General features: G+C 61.5%; 7 protein-coding genes. 5 read left to right on the plus strand and 2 right to left on the minus strand.

The features are described from left to right. Positions 1-159 precede the first annotated feature (159 nt). Together ACOYXE_RS21785 and ACOYXE_RS21790 are read left to right on the plus strand one after the other, a co-directional pair. Positions 160-17598 (plus strand): immunoglobulin-like domain-containing protein, encoded by a 17439-nt coding sequence (locus ACOYXE_RS21785; RefSeq protein ID WP_460926598.1) that lies wholly within the window; start codon positions 160-162, stop codon positions 17596-17598. Positions 17599-17747: 149 nt separating this feature from the next. Continuing rightward, entirely contained in the window at positions 17748-18086 is a 339-nt protein-coding gene (locus ACOYXE_RS21790) for a hypothetical protein (protein WP_007918987.1), read from the plus strand. 270 nt (positions 18087-18356) lie between these two features. Here the strand turns inward: ACOYXE_RS21790 and lapD are convergent, their stop codons facing one another. Both lapD and lapG read right to left on the minus strand, forming a co-directional pair. Continuing rightward, positions 18357-20303, minus strand: coding sequence for a cyclic di-GMP receptor LapD (gene lapD / locus ACOYXE_RS21795; RefSeq protein WP_160054606.1), 1947 nt, complete (start codon positions 20301-20303; stop codon positions 18357-18359). A gap of 14 nt (positions 20304-20317) precedes the next feature. Further along, entirely contained in the window at positions 20318-21010 is a 693-nt protein-coding gene (lapG, locus tag ACOYXE_RS21800) for a cysteine protease LapG (protein WP_160054604.1), read from the minus strand. A 197-nt stretch (positions 21011-21207) separates the two neighbouring features. Here lapG and ACOYXE_RS21805 point away from each other — a divergent pair, with 197 nt between their 5' ends. From ACOYXE_RS21805 to ACOYXE_RS21815, 3 genes are all read left to right on the plus strand, one after another. Beyond that, positions 21208-21918, plus strand: a complete 711-nt coding sequence (locus ACOYXE_RS21805; RefSeq protein WP_160054602.1) for a GntR family transcriptional regulator — start codon at positions 21208-21210, stop codon at positions 21916-21918. A 749-nt stretch (positions 21919-22667) separates the two neighbouring features. Next, the gene (locus ACOYXE_RS21810) at positions 22668-23441 is read left to right on the plus strand and encodes a DUF3050 domain-containing protein (RefSeq protein WP_460926602.1); all 774 of its coding nucleotides are present in this window, start codon (positions 22668-22670) and stop codon (positions 23439-23441) included. Continuing rightward, entirely contained in the window at positions 23438-24367 is a 930-nt protein-coding gene (locus tag ACOYXE_RS21815; RefSeq protein ID WP_160054598.1) for a diiron oxygenase, read from the plus strand. Before ACOYXE_RS21810 ends, ACOYXE_RS21815 begins: the two co-directional genes overlap by 4 nt. The last annotated feature ends 12 nt before the right edge of the window (positions 24368-24379 follow it).

The following is a 24379-nucleotide window of genomic DNA, read 5'->3' on the forward strand; positions in this document are numbered from 1 at the left end:
TTTGGCATAAAGTTAATAGCGAAAGAATATAGCCAAATTATTGACGAAAACACGCGTCAAACTTGTTTCGCAAATTTTTAAAGTACGTCCAGACTGAATCGGCGCCCATGCCGTCAGGTCCATGGAAGTCAACTGAACGTGACACCCGGAGAGTCTTCAATGAGCAGTGTTGTTGCCATCGTCAAAAGCATTGTCGGTCAGGTATTCGTGGTGTCCCCAGAGGGCGTGCGTCGCGTACTCGTTGAAGGCGATCGCCTGTTCGTTGGCGACCAGATCGACACCGGCCTCTCCGGCGCCGTGTCACTTGAATTGGCTGATGGCCGCACCCTCGATCTGGGTCGCGAAACCCAGTGGAGCGCCACCGCGCCCGACTCCAGCAAGGACCTGGCTGAGGCCACCGCGCAGGCTGCGCCGTCGGTAGCAGAACTGCAGCAAGCCATCGCCGCCGGTGTCGACCCGACTACCGCCCTCGATGCCACCGCTGCCGGCCCGAGCGCCGCAGGCACTGGCGGTGCCGCCGGTGGCGGTCACAGTTTCGTGATGCTCGACGCCACCGCTGGCCGCGTTGACCCGACCATTGGTTTCCCGACCGCAGGCATCAATGCTGCCGGTCAAACCGCGCAAAACATCACCGGCGGCCAGACCACCGATACCACCACCAACGCCCTGCGTGAGTCGACCCTGAGCCTCAGCGCCACGCCGACCATCACCGAAGCCGGCGGCGTGCTGGTGTACACCGCAACCCTGACCCAGGCGCCGCTGACCGACCTGACCATCACCCTGTCCAACGGCGTGGTGATCGTGATTACAACCGGCTCCACCACGGGCACCGTCAACGTGCCGCTGGCGCCGAACGACACCGTTTATAACGACCCGACCCAGATCGACGTGACCGTCACCGGCACCACCGGCGGCAATGGCATCACCGTGACGCCGCCGACCACTCCGGCCACGACCCAGGTCACCGACACCATCGACACCACCACCGTCACCCTGACGGCGGGGCCGAGTGTCACCGAAGGCGGGCAGATCACTTACACCGCAACGCTGACCAACCCGGCGCAAACCCCGGTGACCGTCACCCTGTCGAACGGCTCGACCATCACCATCGGCGCCGGCCAGACCACGGGCACCGTCAACGTGCCGACCCCGGCCAACGACGTCTATAACAATGGCAGCACCGTCACCACCACCATCACCGGTGCCAGCGGCGGCAACTTCGAAAACCTGGTCCCAAACACGACGCCAGCGGTGACTACCATCACCGACTCGATCGACACCACTAACCTGACCCTGACCGCCACCGGCACAGTGGTCGAGGGTGGCCAGATCACCTACACCGCAACGCTGACCAACCCGGCGCAAACCCCGGTGACCGTCACCCTGTCGAACGGTTCGACCATTACCATTGAAGCCGGCCAGACCACGGGCACCGTCAACGTGCCGACCGCGGCCAATGACGTTTACAACAATGGCGGCACCGTCAGCACCACCATTACCGGCGCTACTGGCGGCAATTTTGAAAGCCTGGTGCCGAACACTACGCCGGCGACCACCACGGTCACCGATTCGATCGACACCACCAGCGTCAGCCTCACCGCCACCGGCACAGTCGTTGAAGGCGGCCAGATCACTTACACCGCGACGCTGAGCAACGCCGCGCAAACTCCGGTGACGATCACTCTGTCGAACGGTTCGACCATCACCATTGAAGCCGGCAAGACCACGGGCTCGGTCAACGTGCCAACCGCGGCCAACGACGTTTACAACAATGGCAGCACCGTCAGCACTACGATTACCGGCACCAGCGGCGGCAATTTCGAAAATCTGGTGCCGAACACCACGCCAGCAACCACCACCATTTCCGATTCGATCGACGATACCAACCTGTCGCTGACAGCGACCGGGACCGTGGCCGAAGGTGGTTCGATCGTTTACACCGCGACCCTGACCAACCCGGCCGGCACACCAGTCTCCGTGACCTTGAGCAATGGTTCGGTGATCACCATCGAGGCGGGCAAGACCACCGGCACCGTGACCGTTCCGGCGCCAGCCGATGACGTCTATAAAGACGCCGGCAAAGTTGAAGTGACTATCAAGGACGCTTCCGGCGGCAACTTCGAGAACCTGGTGCCGAGCACCGTTCCAGCCGTGACCGAAGTCACCGACACCATCGACACCTCGACCGTTAAATTGACGGCCGACACCTCCGTCGCTGAAGGCGGCACCGTCACTTACACCGCCACTGTCGGCGCGCCGGTGACCGGCTCGCCTGTCATCGTGACCCTGGCCAACGGTCAGAGCATTACCATCGAAGTCGGCAAAACAACCGGCACCGTGACCACCACCGCGCCTAACGATGCGCTGACCGGCAATGCGCCGCTGACCAACTCGATCACTGGGGTTTCGGGCGGTAATTACGAAGATCTGGTTGCCGACAAGACTCCGGTTTCAACCAGCGTTACCGATGTTGCCGACACCACCAACCTGTCGCTCAGCGCCACCGGTTCTGTGGCTGAAGGCGGCCAGATCACTTACACCGCGACCCTGACCAACGCCGCAGGTTCGCCTGTCACCGTAACCCTGTCGAACGGTTCGGTGATCACCATCGAAGCCGGCAAAACCACCGGCACCGTGACCGTCGCCGCACCAGCCGATGACGTCTACAAAGACGCCGGCAAAGTCGAAGTCACGATCAAGGACGCCAGCGGCGGCAACTTCGAGAACCTCGTTCCGAGCACCGCTCCGGCCGTCACCGACGTAACCGATACCGTCGACACCACCACGGTCAAACTGACCGCCACCGAGTCGACGGCTGAAGGTGGCACCGTCACTTACACCGCGACTATTGGCGCTCCGGTGACCGGTTCACCAGTTGTGGTGACCCTGGCCAACGGTCAAAACATCACTATCGAAGTGGGTAAAACCACCGGCACAGTGACCACCACGGCACCGAATGACGCGTTGACCGGCCATGCACCGATCACCAACGCGATCACGGGCGTGAGCGGCGGCAATTACGAAGATCTCGTCGCCGACAAAACCCCGGTCAGCACCACTGTGACTGACACCACTGACACCACCGACCTGATACTGAGTGCGACCGGCACCGTGGCTGAAGGCGGCCAGATCACCTACACCGCGACCCTGACCAATGCCGCAGGCTCGCCCGTCACCGTGACCCTGTCGAACGGTTCGGTGATCACCATTGAAGCCGGTAAAACCAGCGGTACCGTGACCGTCGCAGCCCCAGCCGATGACGTCTACAAGGACGCCGGCAAAGTCGAAGTGACCATCAAGGACGCCACCGGCGGCAACTTCGAGAACCTCGTTCCGAGCACCGCCCCAGCCGTCACCGACGTCACTGACACCATCGACACTTCGACGGTGAAACTGACCGCGACCGAAACCGCAGCTGAAGGCGGCACCGTCACTTACACCGCGACCGTCGGCGCGCCAGTCACCGGCTCGCCGGTCATCGTGACCCTGGCCAACGGTCAGACCATCACCATCGCCGTCGGCCAGACCACCGGCACCGCGACTGCCACCGCACCGAACGATGCGCTGACCGGTCATGCTCCACTGACCAACTCAATCACCGAGGTCAGCGGCGGCAATTACGAAAATCTGGTCGCTGACAAAACCCCGGTCAGCACCACCGTGACCGACACCACCGACACCACCAACCTGACGCTCAGCGCCACCGGTACCGTGGCTGAAGGCGGCTCGATCGTTTACACCGCGACCCTGACCAACGCAGCAGGCTCGCCCGTCACCGTGACCCTGAGCAATGGCTCGGTAATCACCATCGAAGCGGGCAAAACCACCGGCACCGTGACCGTCGCTGCACCTGCCGATGACGTCTATAAGGACGCCGGCAAAGTCGAAGTCACCATCAAGGACGCCACCGGCGGCGACTTCGAGAACCTGGTGCCAAGCACCGTTGCAGCCGTGACCGACGTCACTGACACCATCGACACCTCGACGGTGAAGCTGACTGCCACCGAAACTGCTGCTGAAGGTGGCACCGTCACCTACACCGCCACTGTTGGCGCGCCAGTGACCGGCTCGCCAGTCGTAGTCACCCTGGCTAACGGCCAAAGCATCACCATCGCTGTCGGCCAAACCACCGGCACCGTGTCGACCACCGCACCGAACGACGTGCTCGCCGGCCATGCACCACTGACCAACGCAATCACCAACGTCAGCGGCGGCAACTACGAAAACCTGGTCGCCGATAAAACCCCGGTCAGCACCACCGTGACCGACACCGTCGACACCACCACCGTTTCGCTGACCGCCACCGGCAACGTCAACGAAGGCGGTTCGATCGTTTACACCGCAACCCTGACCAATCCGGCCGGCACGCCGGTGACCGTGACCCTGAGCAACGGTTCGACCATCACCATCGACGCCGGCAAGACCACCGGTACCGTGACCGTCCCAGCCCCGGCCGATGACGTCTACAAAGACGCCGGCAAAGTCGAAGTGACCATCAAGGGCACCGACGGCGGCAACTTCGAAAATCTGGTGGCCAATCCGACGCCAGCGGTGACCAATGTTGCCGACACCATCAACACCACGCACCTGACCCTCAGCGCCGAAAGCTATGTGCTTGAAGGCACGTCGATCACCTACACCGCGACCCTGACCAACGCCGCGCAAACGCCGGTGACCGTCAACCTGAGCAACGGCCAGACCATCACCATCGAGGCTGGCAAAACCAGCGGTTCGGTGACCATCGCCGCGCCGAGCGACGACGTCTACAAAGACGTCAGCAAGCTCACCGTGACCATGACCGATGCGACTGGCGGCAACTTCGAGAAGCTTGATGTCAGCAAGACCCCGGTCAGCACCACCGTCAATGACACCATCGACAAAACCACGCTGACCCTCAGCGCCAGCGACACCGTCAGCGAAGGTGGCCAGATCACCTACACCGCGACCCTGAGCAACCCGGCCGGCACCGCTATGACCGTGACCCTGGCCAACGGCGCGGTGATCAACATCGCCGCCGGCGCCACCAGCGGTTCGGTGAACTTCGCTGCGCCTGCCAATACGCCGTACATCGACGGCGGCAAGGTACAGACTGCGATCGCCAGCCACAGTGGCGGCAACTTCGAACAGGTCGATGCCAACCGTTCCGCGGTGGTCACCACCGTGACCGACACCGTCGACACCACCAATATCAGCCTGAGCGCCACCGGCTCGGTTGCCGAGGGCGGCTCGATCGTCTACACCGCGAGCCTGACCAACCCGGCAGGCACGGCGATGACCGTGACCCTGAGCAACGGCGCGGTGATCAACATCGCCAAGGGCGCGACCACCGGCACCGCGACCGTCGCAGCACCGGCCGATGACGTCTACAAGGACGCTGGCAAGGTCGATGCGAGCATCACCAAGACCACCGGCGGCAACTTCGAGAACCTGGTGGTCGACAAGACTCCAGCGGTCACCGACGTGACCGACACCATCGACAACAGCACCGTTTCGCTGACCGCTACCGCCAGCACCACTGAAGGCGGCGTGGTGGTTTACACCGCCTCCGTAACCGCTCCAGTCACCGGCGCGCCGGTTGTGGTGACTCTGTCCAACGGCCAGACCATCACCATTCCGGTCGGCGCCAGCAGCGGCAGTGTCAACTTCACCGCACCGAACGATGCCCTCGCTGGCGGCAACACGCTGAGCGTGAAAATCGACGGCGCCAGCGGCGGCAACTACGAAAACCTTGTGGCCGACAAAACTCCGGCCGTGACGTCGGTGACCGACACCGTCGACACCACCAACCTGTCGCTGAGTGCGACTGGCACCGTGGCTGAGGGTGGTTCGATTGTTTACACCGCGACCCTGACCAACCCGGCTGGCACGCCAGTCACCGTGACATTGAGCAACGGCTCGGTGATCACCATCGAAGCGGGCAAGACCACCGGCACTGTTACCGTTGCGGCGCCTGCCGATGACGTCTACAAGGACGCCGGGAAAGTCGAAGTCACCATCAAGGATGCAACGGGCGGCAACTTCGAGAATCTGGTGCCAAGCACCACGCCAGCCGTTACCGATGTGACTGACACCATCGACACCTCGACCGTCAAACTGACGGCCGACACCACTGTGGCTGAAGGTGGCACCGTCACTTACACCGCCACGGTTGGCGCGCCGGTCACCGGTTCGCCTGTCGTGGTCACTCTGGCTAACGGCCAGAGCATCATCATTGAAGTCGGCAAAACCACTGGCACCGTGACGTTCACTGCGCCGAACGATGCGCTGACCGGTCAGGCGTCGCTGGGTAATTCGATCACTGGTGTCAGCGGCGGCAACTACGAGAACCTCGTGGCCGACAAGACTCCGGTGTCGACCAAAGTTACTGACACCGTCGACACCACCGATCTGTCCCTCAGCGCCACCAATTCGGTGGCCGAGGGCGGTTCGATCATCTACACGGCGACCCTCACCAACCCGGCCGGTACGCCGGTGACCGTGACCCTGAGCAACGGCTCGGTGATCACCATTGAAGCGGGCAAGACCACCGGCACCGTCACCGTTGCGGCGCCTGCCGATGACGTCTACAAAGACGCCGGCAAAGTCGAAGTGACAATCAAAGATGCAACCGGCGGCAACTTCGAGAATCTGGTGCCGAGCACTGTTCCGGCCGTGACCGAAGTCACCGACACCATCGACACCAGCACCGTCAAACTGACCGCCACCGAGTCTGCGGCTGAAGGTGGCACCGTCACTTACACCGCCACCGTCGGTGCACCAGTCACCGGCTCGCCTGTCGTCGTGACCTTGGCCAACGGTCAGAACATCACCATCGAAATCGGCAAAACCACCGGCACCGTCACCACCACCGCACCGAATGATGCGTTGAACGGCCACACCCCGCTGACCAATGCGATCACTGGCGTTTCCGGCGGTAATTACGAAAACCTCGTCGCCGATAAAACTCCGGTCAGCACCACCGTGACCGACACCGTCGACACCACCGATTTGACGCTGACCGCGACTGGCACCGTGGCTGAAGGCGGTTCGATTGTTTACACCGCGACCCTGACCAACCCGGCCGGCACGCCGGTGACCGTGACCCTGAGCAACGGCTCGGTGATCACCATCGAAGCGGGCAAAACCACTGGCACCGTGTCAGTTCCTGCGCCCGCCGATGACGTCTACAAAGACGCCGGCAAAGTCGAAGTGACCATCAAGGACGCCACCGGCGGCGATTTCGAGAACCTCGTTCCGAGCACCACGCCAGCCGTTACCGACGTCACTGATACCATCGACACTTCGACGGTCAAACTGACCGCCACCGAGTCAGCGACTGAAGGTGGCACCGTCACCTACACCGCCACTGTCGGTGCACCTGTGACCGGTTCGCCAGTTGTCGTGACCCTGGCCAACGGTCAGAACATCACCATCGAAGTGGGTAAAACCACCGGCACCGTGACCACCACCGCACCAAACGATGCGTTAACCGGCCATGCGCCGCTGACCAACTCGATCACCGACGTGAGCGGCGGCAATTACGAGAACCTCGTGGCCGACAAAACCCCGGTCAGCACCAACGTGACTGATACCGTCGACACCACCAACCTGTCGCTCAGCGCCACCGGTTCGGTGAACGAAGGCGGCCAGATCACCTACACCGCGACCCTGACCAACGCCGCTGGCTCGCCAGTCACCGTGACCCTGAGCAACGGCTCGGTGATCACCATCGACGCCGGCAAAACCACCGGCACCGTCACCGTCGACGCGCCGAAAGATGACGTCTACAAAGATGCCGGTACCGTTGAAGCGACCATCAAGGGCGCGACCGGTGGCGACTTCGAAAACCTGGTCACCAGCACAGCGCCAGCCGTCACCACCGTTAACGACACCATCGACACCTCCACCGTGTCGCTGACCGCCACCGCCAACGTCGCTGAAGGCGAAACCGTGGTCTACACCGCGACCGTGACCGCGCCAGTCACTGGCTCGCCGGTTGTCGTGAACCTGTCCAGCGGCCAGACCATCACCATCGCCGTCGGTGAAACCAGCGGCACGGTGAACTTCGTCGCGCCGAATAGCCCGTTGGCCGGCGGCAGCTCGCTGAGCGTGACCATCGACGGCGCTACCGGCGGCAACTACGAAAAACTCGCGGTCGACGGCAAGTCCGCCGACACCGCAGTGTCGGACACCAACGACACCACCAACCTCAACCTGACCGCGACCGATTCGGTGGCTGAAGGCGGTTCGATCGTTTACACCGCGACGCTGACCAACCCGGCCGGCACGCCGGTAACCGTGACCCTGAGCAACGGTTCGGTGATCACCATCGAAGCCGGTAAAACCACGGGTACCGTGACCGTCGCTGCTCCAGCCGATGACGTCTACAAAGACGCCGGCAAAGTCGAAGTGACAATCAAGGATGCAACCGGCGGCAACTTCGAAAACCTGGTGCCGAGCACCGTGCCGGCCGTGACCAACGTCACCGACACCCTCGACACCACCACCGTCAAACTCACCGCGAACGAGTCGGCGGCTGAGGGTGGCAGCGTGACTTACACCGCAACCGTCGGCGCGCCAGTGACCGGGTCACCTGTGGTCGTGACCCTGGCTAACGGTCAGACCATTACCATTGGTGTTGGCCAGACCACCGGCACCGCGACCACCACCGCGCCGAACGATGCATTGACCGGCCACGCGCCGATCACCAATGCGATCACCGAGGTAAGCGGCGGCAACTTCGAAAATCTGGTGGCGGACAAGACGCCGGTTTCGACCAATGTCACCGACACTGTCGACACCACTGACCTGTCGCTGACTGCGACCGGCACCGTGGCTGAAGGCGGTTCGATCATCTACACCGCGACGCTGACCAATGCCGCTGGCTCGCCAGTCACCGTGACCCTGTCGAATGGCGCGGTAATCACCATCGAAGCCGGTAAAACCACTGGCACCGTGACTGTTCCAGCCCCGGCCGATGACGTCTACAAAGACGCCGGCAAGGTTGAAGCGACGATCTCCACCGCTACCGGTGGCAACTTCGAAAATCTGGTGCCGAGCACTGTTCCAGCCGTCACCGAAGTGACTGACACCATCGACACCTCGACCGTGAAACTGACGGCGACCGAGACCGCCGCTGAAGGTGGCACCGTCACTTACACCGCGACAGTCGGGGCGCCTGTGACAGGCTCTCCGGTTGTGGTGACCCTGGCCAACGGTCAGAACATCACCATCGAAGTCGGTAAAACCACCGGCACCGTCACCTTCACCGCGCCGAACGATGCGTTGACTGGCCATGCACCGCTGACCAACTCGATCACCGGAGTAACCGGCGGCGATTACGAGAATCTGGTGGCCGACAAGACCCCGGTTTCGACAACGGTCACCGATACCGTCGACACCACCCACCTGTCGCTCAGCGCGACCGGTTCTGTGGCTGAGGGCGGCTCGATCATCTACACCGCGACATTGACCAACGCTGCTGGCTCGCCAGTGACCGTAACCCTGTCCAACGGCGCCGTGATCACCATTGAGGCCGGCAAAACCACCGGCACCGTGACCGTTCCAGCCCCGGCCGACGATGTCTACAAAGACGCCGGCAAGGTTGAAGCGACGATCTCCACCGCCACCGGTGGCAACTTCGAAAACCTGGTACCAAGCACTGTGCCGGCCGTCACCGAAGTGACTGACACCATCGACACCTCGACCGTGAAATTGACGGCCGATACCTCCGTGGCTGAAGGCGGCACCGTCACTTACACCGCCACTGTGGGCGCTCCAGTGACCGGCTCGCCAGTCACCGTGACCCTGGCCAACGGCCAGAACATCACCATCGAAGTCGGCAAAACTACCGGCACCGTGACCACTACCGCACCGAACGATGCACTGACCGGTCAAGCGCCACTGACCAACTCGATCACCGGAGTAACCGGCGGCAATTACGAGAATCTGGTGGCCGACAAGACCCCGGTTTCGACAACGGTCACCGATACCGTCGACACCACCCACCTGTCGCTCAGCGCGACGGGTTCGGTTGCTGAAGGTGGCTCGATCATCTACACCGCAACGCTGACCAACGCGGCCGGCTCACCAGTCACCGTGACCCTGTCGAACGGCGCCGTGATCACTATCGAAGCCGGTAAAACCACTGGCACCGTCACCGTCGCAGCGCCGGCGGATGACGTTTACAAAGATGCAGGCAAAGTCGAAGCAACCATTTCGACCGCGACCGGCGGCAACTTCGAGAATCTGGTGCCGAGCACCGTGCCGGCTGTGACCAGCGTCAGCGACACCATCGACACCACCACCGTCAAACTCACCGCCACCGAGTCGACAGCTGAGGGTGGCAACGTCACCTACACCGCGACTGTCGGCGCGCCAGTCACCGGCTCGCCGGTTGTCGTAACCCTGGCAAACGGTCAGACGATCACCATCGGCGTAGGCCAGACCACCGGTACCGCGACCACCACGGCGCCAAACGACGCATTGACCGGTCACGCTCCGCTGACCAACGCGATCACCAACGTCAGCGGCGGCAACTACGAGAACCTCGTAGCCGACAAGACGCCGGTCAGCACCAACGTGACCGACACTGTCGACACGACCAATCTGTCGCTCAGCGCGACCGGCTCCGTGGCTGAGGGCGGTTCGATTGTTTACACCGCAACCCTGACCAACGCCGCTGGCTCCCCAGTGACCGTGACCCTGTCGAACGGCGCGGTGATTACCATCGAGGCCGGCAAAACCACCGGCACCGTGACCGTTCCAGCGCCAGCCGATGACGTCTACAAAGATGCCGGTACCGTGCAGGCGACCATCAGCACCGCCACCGGTGGCAACTTCGAAAACCTCGTGCCGAGCACGACTCCGGCCGTAACCAGCGTCACCGACACCATCGACACCACCACTGTGAAACTGACGGCAACCGCTACCGCAGCCGAAGGTGGCAACGTCGTTTACACCGCCACGGTTGGTGCTCCGGTAACCGGTTCGCCGGTTGTGGTAACCCTGGCCAACGGTCAGACCATCACCATTGGCGTCGGCCAGACCACGGGCACCGCGACCACCACGGCGCCAAACGACGCATTGACCGGTCACGCTCCGCTGACCAATGCGATCACCAACGTCAGCGGCGGCAACTACGAGAACCTCGTAGCCGACAAGACGCCGGTCAGCACCAACGTGACCGATACCGTCGACACCACCAACCTGTCGCTTAGCGCTACCGGTTCTGTGGCCGAGGGCGGTTCGATCGTCTACACCGCGACCCTGACCAACGCCGCTGGCTCGCCAGTGACCGTGACGCTGAGCAATGGCTCGGTGATCACCATCGAAGCGGGCAAAACCACCGGCACCGTCACCGTTCCAGCGCCAGCCGACGACGTCTACAAAGACGCCGGTACCGTGCAGGCCACGATCAGCACCGCCACCGGTGGCAACTTCGAAAACCTGGTGCCGAGCACGACGCCGGCTATTACAAGCGTCACCGATACCATCGACACCACCACTGTGAAACTGACGGCAACCGCTACCGCAGCCGAAGGTGGCAACGTCGTTTACACCGCCACGGTTGGTGCTCCGGTAACCGGTTCGCCGGTTGTGGTAACCCTGGCCAACGGTCAGACCATCACCATCGGCGTCGGCCAGACCACGGGCACCGCGACCACCACCGCGCCGAACGACGCATTGACTGGCCACGCTCCGCTGACCAATGCGATCACCAACGTCAGCGGCGGCAACTACGAGAACCTCGTAGCCGACAAGACGCCGGTCAGCACCAACGTGACCGATACCGTCGACACCACCAACCTGTCGCTTAGCGCTACCGGTTCTGTGGCCGAGGGCGGTTCGATCGTCTACACCGCGACCCTGACCAACGCCGCTGGCTCGCCAGTGACCGTGACGCTGAGCAACGGCGCCGTGATCACCATCGACGCGGGTAAAACCACTGGCACCGTGACCGTTCCAGCGCCAGCCGATGACGTCTACAAAGACGCCGGTACCGTGCAGGCGACCATCAGCACCGCCACCGGTGGCAACTTCGAAAACCTGGTGCCGAGCACGACGCCGGCTATTACAAGCGTCACCGATACCATCGACACCACCACGGTGAAACTGACCGCGACCGCCACTGCCGCTGAAGGCGGTAACGTCGTTTACACCGCGACCGTCGGTGCGCCAGTGACGGGCTCGCCAGTCGTGGTCACCCTGTCGAACGGTCAGACCATCACCATCGGTGTTGACCAGACCACCGGCACCGCAACTACTACCGCGCCAAACGATGTCTTGACCGGTCACGCACCGCTGACGAACGCGATCACCAATGTCAGCGGTGGTAACTACGAAAACCTTGTGGCTGACAAAACGCCAGTCAGCACCAACGTGACCGACACTGTCGACACCACCAATCTGTCGCTCAGCGCGACGGGTTCGGTTGCTGAAGGCGGTTCGATTGTTTACACCGCGACCCTGACCAACGCCGCTGGCTCGCCAGTCACCGTGACTCTGAGCAACGGCGCCGTGATCACCATCGACGCGGGTAAAACCACTGGCACCGTGACCGTTCCAGCGCCAGCCGATGACGTCTACAAAGACGCCGGTACCGTGCAGGCGACCATCAGCACCGCCACCGGTGGCAACTTCGAAAACCTCGTGCCGAGCACGACTCCGGCCGTAACCAGCGTCACCGACACGATCGACACGACCACCGTAAAACTCACTGCAACCACAACTGCAGCCGAGGGCGGCAACGTTGTCTACACCGCCACGGTCGGCGCGCCAGTCACCGGTTCGCCGGTTGTCGTGACCCTGGCCAACGGTCAGACCATCACCATCGGTGTAGGCCAGACCACGGGCACCGCGACCACCACTGCGCCTAACGACGCATTGACCGGTCACGCGCCACTGACCAACGCGATCACCAACGTCAGCGGCGGTAACTACGAGAACCTGGTCGCCGACAAGACTCCGGTCAGCACCACTGTGACCGACACCGTCGACACCACCAACCTGTCGCTGTCCGCGACCGGCACCGTGGCCGAAGGTGGCCAGATCACTTACACCGCGACCCTGACCAACGCCGCTGGCTCGCCAGTCACCGTAACCCTGAGCAACGGTTCGGTGATCACCATCGACGCCGGCAAAACCAGCGGCACCGTGACCGTTCCTGCACCAGCGGACGACGTCTACAAAGACGCCGGCACCGTGCAGGCCACGATCAGCAACGCCACCGGTGGCAACTTCGAAAATCTGGTGCCAAGCACGACTCCGGCTATCACCAGCGTCACCGACACCATCGACACCACTACCGTGAAGCTGACGGCAACGACCACTGCGGCAGAGGGCGGCAACGTCGTCTACACCGCCACGGTCGGTGCTCCAGTGACTGGCTCGCCAGTTGTGGTAACGCTGGCCAACGGTCAGACCATCACCATCGGTGTTGGCCAGACCACCGGCACCGCGACCACCACTGCGCCTAACGACGCATTGACCGGTCACGCGCCGCTGACCAACTCGATCACCAACGTCACGGGCGGCAACTACGAAAACCTCGTGGCCGACAAAACCCCGGTCAGCACCACCGTGACCGACACCGTCGACACCACCAACCTGACGCTGTCCGCGACCGGCACCGTGGCCGAAGGTGGCCAGATCACTTACACCGCGACCCTGACCAACGCCGCTGGCTCGCCAGTCACCGTAACCCTGAGCAACGGCGCCGTGATCACCATCGACGCGGGTAAAACCACCGGCACCGTGACCGTTCCAGCGCCAGCCGATGACGTCTACAAAGACGCCGGCAACGTGCAGGCAACCATCACCGGTACCAGCGGCGGCAACTTCGAAAACCTCGTGACCAGCAACACGCCAGCCGTGACCAGCGTCACCGACACTATCGACACCACCACGGTCAGCATCACTGGCAGCAGTTCGGTGACCGAAGGCCAGACCGCCAGCTACACGGTCAGCCTGAACCACCCGGCGCAAACCGAAGTGACCCTGAAAATCGTCTACAGCGGCACTGCCGCCGACGGTTCGGATTTCACCGGCGTGTACACCGTGAAGATTCCGGCCGGTGCGAGCAGCGCGCAGTTCAACGTCGCGACCATCGATGACAAGATCACCGAAGGCACCGAGAACTTCGTGGTCAAGATCGATTCGGCCACCGGCGGCAACTTCGAGAACCTCGCGGTCAGCGCCACCAACGGCAGCGTCAGCACGTCGATCATCGACAACGATGCGCCGCCAGTCATCGACCTGGATGCCAACAATTCCAGCGGCGCCACCGGTGCCGACTACAAGGTGACTTTTACCGAAAACACCCCGGGCGCGGGCGTGTCGATTGCCGACACCGACATCAGCATCACTGACCCGGACAGCACCATGCTCACCGGCGCCACTGTGGTCCTGACCAACCGGCAGGACGGTGATGCGCTGAACCTCGGCAACAGCGTCAACGGCATTACCATCAATGCCAACAGCACCAACGGCACCGTGACCCTGACGCTGTCGGGCAACGCGACACTGGCCGACTACATGCAGGCCATCAAGAACATCAGCTTCACCAACGGCAGCGAAAACCCGAGCACCGTGCCGCGCATCATCACCGTGACCGTGACCGATGGCGGCAACTACTCCAACACCGCGACCACTACGGTCAACGTGGTGGCAGTCAACGACGCACCGGTTGCTGCACCGAGCAATGTCACCGGCACCGAAGACACGCCGCTGGTGCTCGGCTGGTCGACTTTCGGTGTGACCGACGTCGACAGCCCGGCCAGCAGCCTCGGCATCAAAATCACCCAGCTGCCGGGCGAAGGCAAACTGCAGTATCTGGACGGTTCGACCTGGAAAGACGTCGCCAATAACCAGACCTTCAGCAAGGCTGACATCGACGCGGGCAAGCTGCGCTTCCTGCCGGATGCCAACGAGTCGGGCGTCAACGGTTACGGCGGCACCGGCCTGGGCAACAATCAGGCGGACTACGCGCAGATCAAATTCCAGCCAACCGACGGCCAACTGTTGGGTAACACCGGCACCGTGAAGATCGATGTCACTCCGGTGGCGGATGCGCCGACCGTGAGCGTCGCCGACAACAGCGTGAAGTCCACCGGCCTGATCAAGGAAGTCTGGACCGGCCTGTCGGGTCTGGGCACCAACGGCAACGGCGCGGATTCGACCACGTTGAAAAACGTCATCGACGGCGCCGGCACACCGAACACCAGCACTAACGTGAACAACGTCCAGTCCGACGGCAGCGTGACCGCCGGCACCGCGTCGAAGACTTCCGGCCTGATTTATCTGGAAGCCGGCAAGACCTACACCTTCAGCGGCATCGGCGATGACAGCCTGTTGGTCACCATTGGTGGCAAGAATGTGGCATCGACCACGTGGGGCGTGGGCGGCAACCTCAACGGTTCCTTCACCCCGACCACCAGCGGCTACTACACCCTGGACATCTACCACCACAACCAGAGCGGCCCGGGCAGCTACGACGTCAACCTGTCGGTCAACGGCAGTACGCCGATCGACCTGAGCAGCGCCGGCGTACCGATCTACACCGGCGTGAAGGATCTGGTGAATTCGGGCGTGACCGTCTCCGATCTGCACGGCACTAACGGCGAAGGCTATTACGACGGCTACAAACTCAACACCGGCGCCGAAGGCACCACGGTGAAACTGTCGGCGGTCACCACCGCCCTGACCGACACCGACGGCTCGGAAACCCTGAGCGTGAAGATCAGCGGCGCGCCAGTCGGCTCGGTGCTCAGCGATGGTGCGGGTCATACCTTTACTGTTACCGCCAGCAGCGGCGACGCCAACGTCACCGGCTGGAACCTCGGCAGCCTGACCGTAACGCCACCGCCGTACTACAACGGCCAGTTCAACCTGACCGTGACCTCGACCTCCACCGAGATGGTCGGCGGCTCGGCCAGCAGCACCGCGACCATTCCGGTCAGCGTGGTGCCGGCCGTCTACAACGCGGTCGTGGCGACCTCGGGCGATGACACCGTCACCGGCACCGATGGCAACGACATCATCGTCGCCGACATCGGTGGCCTGACCGTGGTCCCGGGCACCAACTACAACATCGCGTTCATGGTCGACAGCTCCGGCAGCATGAGCGCGTCGTCGCTCAACGCCGCCAAAGACTCTCTGACGTCGGTGTTCAACAGCCTCAAGCAGAGCCTGGGCGGCAGCAATTCGGGCACAGTGAACATTTTCCTCGTCGACTTCGATACCCAGGTCAACAAGTCGGTGTCGGTAAACCTCAACGACCCGAACGCGCTGACGCAACTTAAAGCGGTACTGGACTCGATGGCCTCCGGCGGCGGCACCAACTACGAGGACGTCTTCAAGACCACGGCCAACTGGTTCCAGAGCACGGAAGCGTTGGCCAACAGCGGCGCGAAGAACCTTACGTACTTCATCACCGATGGCCAGCCGACCTACTACCAGAGCGGCGAGCAGACCAACCCGACGCTGTACGGCAACGTGAAGCTCGACGATGTAGTGAAAACCAGCAACTACAAGCCGGGCGACACCTTCAGCACCTACATCGACAATACCCATGCGTTGACGATCAACAGCGCCGGCACCGTAACCCTGCAAACCTACAATTCGTGGTGGGGCTGGAGCAGCTCTAATCTGGGCACCATCCACGCGCAGGGCGACGGCACTTATGAGTTGTCGAGCCTGGCGGGTACCGGCAACAGCACTAACTCGTCGACGACCAGCAACTCGACCAGTGGTTTTGCCTTGCTCAGCGGTCTGTCGAGCGTCGAGGCTATCGGACTGAACAACGACGTCAGCCTCAACGATCTGAGACCTTACGATTCGGATAAAACACCGCAGACCAACATCGACCCAAAGGATCTGGCCAACTCGATCATCGGCCACACCGAAGCAACGATGCCGGGCAACGACACCGTCAGCGGTGGCGAGGGCAACGACATCCTCTTCGGCGATCTGGTCAGCTTCAACGGCATTGCCGGCGAGGGTTATCAGGCGATGCAGGCGTTCGTTGCCAAGGAAACCGGGGTCGACGTCAGCAAGGTCACCACCAGCAACGTGCACCAGTACATCACCGAGCACTATCAGGCGTTCGATGTGTCCGGTGCGCATGACGGTAACGACACGCTGTTGGGTGGCGCGGGCAATGACATCCTCTTCGGCTCGGGCGGCAACGACTGGCTCGATGGCGGCAAAGGCAATGACATCCTGCTCGGCGGTACCGGCAACGACACGCTGATCGGCGGTCAGGGCAACGACATCCTGATCGGTGGTTCGGGTGCCGACACCTTCGTCTGGAAAGCGGGCGACACCGGCAACGACGTGATCAAGGACTTCAAGGCCAGTGAAGGTGATCGTATCGATCTGCGCGATCTGCTGCAGGGCGAGACCGGTAGCACCATCGACAACTTCCTGAAGATCACCACGGTCGATGGCACGTCGTCGCTGCAGGTCAGTTCGGCGGGCAAGTTCAACTCGGGCGACGCCGCTGCTGCAACCCCGGACGTGACGATCAAACTGGAAGGCAACAACTGGTCGAGCGCCAACATTCATAACCTGATTGCTGGCAGCGATCCGACCATCAAGGTCGACCACAACAACAGCTGATGCGTGAACAAAACGGCCGCCCCATTTGGGGCGGCCGTCACGTTTGCGCCTACCGCGACGGTGACGATTACGTCGCCGCACCGCATACTCGCGTGCAGTTGGCTATGCTGCTGACAGCATGACGCTGGTTCATTTCCGAGGGATGCTCAATGTTTTACGTGCAACGCGATGCGCAAGGTCTGTTGATTCGCGTGGAAGCCGCGGCCTACGCCGAGGCCACGGAAACGCTGCCGGCCGACAGCCATGAAATCCAGGCCTGGTTCGCCAACGAAGTGGTGGAAACCAGCCTGAAACAGCTCAAGCAGAGTGACTTCGAAATGATTCGGGTCCTCGACGACCTGATTCAGGTGCTGACCCAGAAAGGCGTGATCCGCGTCACCGATCTGCCGCCGGCGGCTCAGGCCAAGCTGATGGACCGGACTCAGGCGCGTGAGGCGTTGGGCGGGTTGAGTCAGTTGATCGATGAGGATGAGGGCGGGTTGATCTGATCCCGTCAGAATCAAAAGCCGACCCTCACCCCAGCCCTCTCCCGGAGGGAGAGGGAGCCGACCGAGGTGTCTGGCGTCATACACCGACCTGAGGAATCGAGTCGATTATGGATTCAGCAGGAGCTGACCGAGGTGTCTGGCGCTGTACATCGACCTGAGCAATCGAGTCGATTATGGATTCAGCGCAAATCGCTCACGTCGGCGTATTGCGTCAATATCCCACGGACAGTCCCCTCTCCCTCTGGGAGAGGGTTAGGGTGAGGGTTGCTCTTACCGCCAAGGCCGCGGCTCACCCAACAACTGCCCCTGAACCCCATACAAACCCATCTCGCGAATCACCGACAACTCCCCTTCCGTCTCGACCCGCTCGGCAATCAGCGGCAGATCAATGCTGTGCGCCGCCCGCTGGATCGCCTCGATGAACAGACGCTTGTCACTCTCCTGATCAATCGCACGAATGTAGCTGCCATCGATCTTCAGGTACGCCAGCCCCAACCGCGCCAGGTTGCCAATCATGCTGAAGCGCCCACCAAAGCGCTGCAGGCTGAGCGAAAAGCCGAGTTCACGCAGACGCCGGGTCAACTGCTCCAGCACCGCCTGCTCCGGCAATTGTTCCTCACCGATTTCCAGGGTCAGGCGCGCGCCCAGATTGGAATGCGCGCGCAGAATCTCGAAGACTTTGTTCAGCGCCTGCGGATCAGCCAGGGTCGCCGAGGACAGGTTCAGCGCCAGCGAATCCTCATGCACTTTCATCTGTTCCAGCACGCGTTCGAGCATCAGCCGATCCAGTCGCGCGGTCCAGCCGAAGCGCTCCAGCCATGGCAAGAAGCGCCCGGCCGGAATGGTCTGGCCCTGATCATCGAGCAGGCGTGAGAGCACTTTGTAATGCAGCACCAGTTGCGTGTCTGCAGCGGCGACCACCGGTTGGAAATACAGCTCGAAACGCTGCTGACTCAAGGCCTGATCGAGCAAGCGGTGCCAGGCGTGGTGATCGTCGCCAACGTCCGCCGTCAGGCTCTGATCGATGCAGGCCCAGTTCTGCTCACCCTGCCCTTCAGCCTGCGCCAGCGCCTGATCACCGAGGCTGAGCACCGACTGCGGCGAATCGCCGTGAGCGAACGGCGCCAGGCCGATCGACGCTACCGCCGCCACATCGGTAGCGCCCGTGGCGTGCAGGCTGCTCAGGGCACTGTCGAGATTCTGCGCCAGTTGCAGCGCTTCCTCGCGCACCAGCCCCGGCGCCAGCACGGCGAATTCACCGCCACGAATACGCGTGACGAGGTTCTGGGTTTCCGGGTATTTGGCGCATTCACGCGACAGTTGCTCGCCTACTGCTTTCAACAATTCATCTGTACGCTGACCGCCCAAGCGCTGGTTGAGCCCCGCCAGATCCTTAACCCGCAACAGCAGCAGATAACCGGAACTGGCCTGCTCCGGGTTGCTCACCCGGTTGTTCAACTGCATCTCGAAATAACGCCGGTTGGCCAGCCCGGTGAGATTGTCCTGATAGGACTCGGCGCGCAGTTTTTCACTGCGCTCGGCCTGCTCCTGGAATAGCGCCTTGAGCTTTTCGACCATCTGGTTCATCGCCTGCACCACGCGGCGCAACTCAGGCGTGCGCGGCAGATCCGGCAGGCTGAGGAATTCGCGGCGGGCAATGGCGTGGGATTGCTTGACCATGTAATCCAGCGGCTTCAACTGCCGGCGCAGCAGTAGTGCCCCGAGCACCGCACTCACTGCGCCGCAGATCAGCAGCCAGCCGAGGCTGCCCAACGCGCTCTGCCACAGCTTGGCCACGGCAAACATCGGATGGCTGACCACTTCGACCCGCGCTGCCTGTTCCCAACCACGGCTGACCAGTGCATCGCCACCAGCCGGTTCCAGACCGATCAGTTTGACGAACCAGTCCGGCACATTGCTGACGGCCGGAATGCCGCTGCGCTCGACGATGGTCTGGTCAGTTTTCAGATCCACCACGCGGATGCTCGCGTAATAACCACTGTCGAAAATCGAGCTGACCAGCAGCTCGACCATCGCCGGATCGTCGATATTCGGCGTCAGCGACAAGGCCAGCGCTGTCGCGGCGTCCTGGGCGTGGGAACGCAACTGGTTGACGTACTGGGTACGCGAGCTTTCCAGACTGACCATGAAGCTGCCGGTGAAGGCGACCACCAGGAACAGACAGATAGCGATCAACAGCTGTTTGAACAAAGACATCTGAGCGCGTGCTCCTAGTTAGTCGTCTCGACCGGGAAACCTTCGGCCTGCATTTTCTTCAACACATCCTGCCAGCGTGACAGACGTTTGGTATCACCGACCTTTTTATTGCCCTTGGCGCCCGGCAAGTACAACCCTTCCGCATTGAAAGAGTAGACCGGCAGCAAATCGGTTCGCTGCGATGCCGGCTGAATCGGATCGATCAGGCTGTCGAGCACCAGCGGCATGGCATCGGGGGTGGCATAGTAAGTCAGGACCATGTGTGCACGGTTCTGGCGCAACGCTTTGACATAGGTGATGCGCAGCTTGTCACTGGAAACCCCGAGGTGGCGCAGGCTGAAATACTTGGCGATCGCGTAGTCTTCGCAGTCGCCGGCGCCTTTCCATAAGGCTTCGATCGGCGTTTCCCAATAGTCGACCTCGTGCCACAGATCGATGTCCTCGACGTAGCGCACCTGTTTGTTGAAGAACAGGTTCACCACTTTGAGCTTTTCCATCTCGCTGACCTGCTTCTGCGTGGCCAACAGATTTTGCCAGGCATCGATGCGCTGCTGCCCGGCACCCAGCGGCCCGTAGAGCGCCGTGGCTTTGCGGCTGATCGTGGAAAAATCCCAATCGGCATGCAGACCGCCCAGCATCATGCCGGCCAGCAACAGTGCGCAGCCTAGCCAGCGCAACGTCCGGGGGATCGCGAAACATACCGCCACAGCAGGTTTCCAGAGGGCAGGGAGGAAAGCGTTTGATGGTGAAGCTTAGCCCGGCAAAAAACAATGGCACCATGAGATCATCGCCGGCGCGCTAAACTTCAGCTGCCAGCACATTGTTTTACAAGGTTTGACAACCTGTAGAGCAATCACTAGTGTCATTTGGATCCAAATCAGGCCGACATACAGGGTGCGTAGTCGTGACACAGAAGCCCAAACCGCTGCACAGCATTAAAGTCGACGGACCGATTCCTGCGCATCTGGCCCGGTCGGTGATCGAAGAAACACTGCGCTCGGCGATTCTCGATGGGCGTCTGCCCTGCGGCACTGCCTTGCGCCAGCAGGATCTGGCCGATTTGTTCGGCGTCAGCCGCATGCCCGTGCGCGAAGCCCTGCGCCAGCTCGAAGCCCAGGAACTGCTCAGCGTTACTGCGCACAAAGGCGCAGTGGTTGCGCCCCTGATTCAAGGCGATGCCACGGAAACCTACGAACTGCGCATCTTGCTCGAATCCGAAGCCATGCGGCAGTCGATCCCGCTGCTGACTTCTGCCGATCACGCCCTTGCGGCGAGTTACATCGAGGAACTGGAGGCGCAGCACGATTACACGGAAATCGGCCGGCTCAACCGTTTGTTCCACATGGCCCTGTACAGCAAGGCGCCCAATAAACGCTTGCTGCGCCTGGTCGAAGACGGCCTCAACGAAGAAGAGCGCTTTCTGCGTTTCAACCTTGAGGCCATGGGTCTGGGCAAATTGTCCCAGGACGATCACCGGGCGATGCTGCAAGCCGTGCAGGAACGTGACATTGAACTGTCGATCAAACTCCTTGAACAGCACCTCAATCGCGGTGTTGACGTGATTACCCGCTATCTCGCCACCCCCGCCGCACAAAGCCGCCAAGCCGCACGCTGAGCGCGCACCCTCCGCGAATCACTCTCTTACAAATCCCCACGCGATCTGCCAGCCCTCGGGTGGGCGGATCCGCGTGCCCGCTCTAACCTCCCTGCGCCGTTCAGCCCGAAATTTGCACCTTGGTGGTGACGAATCGGTAATAGCCGTGGCGCTCATTTACCCGCACTCTTGAACGGCCAACCCCATAAAGAACGGGCGACGCGTCGCACTGACGGCGCAGTCCCCGCACCAGGAACCTACGGAAGGAGCCTTGCCACGGGAAAAAGGAAGTCATGGCGCGGGGTCACGGCCAACTTCCGCCCCTTTTAAATCATTCAACTCTTATTACTGGAAAGTTGCTTCGAGTGAGGCATTCACTCTTGTCGATCAATTTTGGCCGTTATTCGCCGAAAGGAGCAACTACGCCCAAATAAAACTTCAACACGAAGTTTTATCGGAACAACTCAACTTCAAAAAACAGCAAACTTTAAATAATTAAAAATATTCTTGTTAAATACTTAGCCGGTGTATTAGCTTTTCTTCGCCAAGTGTGAACTTCGCCCTTCACCTCGGTATCAGCCCAATGCCGTCGGCTCAGCAGTAGCGGCTTATGGGCAGACATGACGCCATGTCAAAGTTATATCGATCCGCACTTACCTATCAGCAAAGAAGCCTGTCGTCCGTCGACAGAAAACAAGTAAGTCGTCATTTAACTGATTGCATAGCTGCCAGAACAGTTCCATTCAACATCAACGATAAAGGACATCATGATGCCCAATAAGAACCAACTCGCCCTGAAGAAAGCCGAACTTAGCATTCACCCGATCTTTTCCGAGATCACTTCGTTATCGGTGTTACAACGTTTCATGGAAACACACGTATTTGCCGTGTGGGATTTCATGTCGCTGACCAAACGCCTGCAGCAGGAACTGACGTGTACCCGATTGCCGTGGTTACCGCCGCGCGATCCTCACGCCGCCCGGTTGATCAATGAGATCGTTCTGGGCGAAGAATCGGATGATCGCCTGACGGATGGTCATTACAGCCATTTCGAGTTGTACCTGGATGCGATGCGCGAAATCGGCGCGAGCACCACGGCCGTGGAGCGCTTCGTCACCCTGCAACAGGAAGGCGTGAGCTATGACGTCGCGCTGCAAAGCGTCGAGGTTGATCCGGCCGCCGCACAGTTTGTCCGCGACACCTTGCGCACCGCCCTGCACGCACCGGGACACAGCGTGGCGGCGGCATTTCTACATGGCCGTGAGAGCGTAATCCCGACCATGTTCCAGCGCATTCTTGACGATTGGGGCATCGGTATCGAACAGGCGCCGACCTTTCGCTATTACCTGGAGCGGCATATCGAGGTCGACTCCGAGGATCACGGTCCGGCGGCAGAACACCTGCTCGAACGCCTGGTCGACGGCGATCCGCAACGCGAGGCCGAGGTCTACGCCAGCGCCATCGCTGCCGTGGAAAGCCGCATCGCCTTATGGGACGGCCTACGCCTGAGCATGCGCGAACCGTTGGCGGAGGTGGCCCAATGAACGCCGCCGACTATCAATCCTTTGCCGACGCCTGGGAGAGCCGCGCCACCATCCGCACCCGCCCGCGTCGTGTACTGGAAGACGATGAACGCCTGATCTACCCGCTCAGTCGTCAGCCGCTGGTGCTCAGCGAAACCTTCTTGCGCGAGTGTCCGCAGCAGCGCGATTTCGCCTTGGTGCAGACGTTGTACAAATTTATCAACGATGTGGTGATTTTCGAGACCGAGATCGTCGACAAGACTGCGCGCAGCATCGCCAAGAATCGCTTCGCCGTGGCCTTCCCGTTTGCCTGTCGTTACGACGCGATGACCGTGGTGGTCGACGAGGATTACCACGCGCTGGTGGCGATGGATTTCATGCAGCAAACGGTCGCGATGACCGGTATCGAACCGATTCAGTTGCCCGATGAAATCGAGCTGAGCCGGGCGATTCCTGCGGCTGTAGCGCTGGCACCGGAGCACCTGCGCAGCGCGGTGGAGTTGATCTGCGTGGCCATCGCCGAAAACACCGTGACCGGCGATGTCGCCGCGTTCGCACGCGACGATACGGTCAAGCCATCGATCAAAGGCCTGATGGCCGACCACTTGCTCGACGAGGGTCGCCATTCGAGTTTCTGGGCGCGGATGGTGCGTATCTATTGGCACACCGCCAGCGCGGCAGATCGCGAGGTCATCGCGCAGATTCTGCCGGTGTTCATCGGCCATTACCTGACCAACGACATCCAGAAATCCTTCGACCTGCGCCTGATCGACGCACTGCCGGTCAGCGAGGCCACGCGCCGTTCGCTCAGGGATGAAATGGCCGGGCTGGCGTTCCCGATCAATCGCCACCATCCGCTGGTGGGCAACATCGTCAAGTTCTTCCACAACAGTTCGCTGCTCGACACGCCCTGCGTGCAGCACACCCTGCGTGACTACCTGGTTTGACAAGGAGGCCGA

This window comes from Pseudomonas sp. MC6 (genome assembly GCF_054790575.1).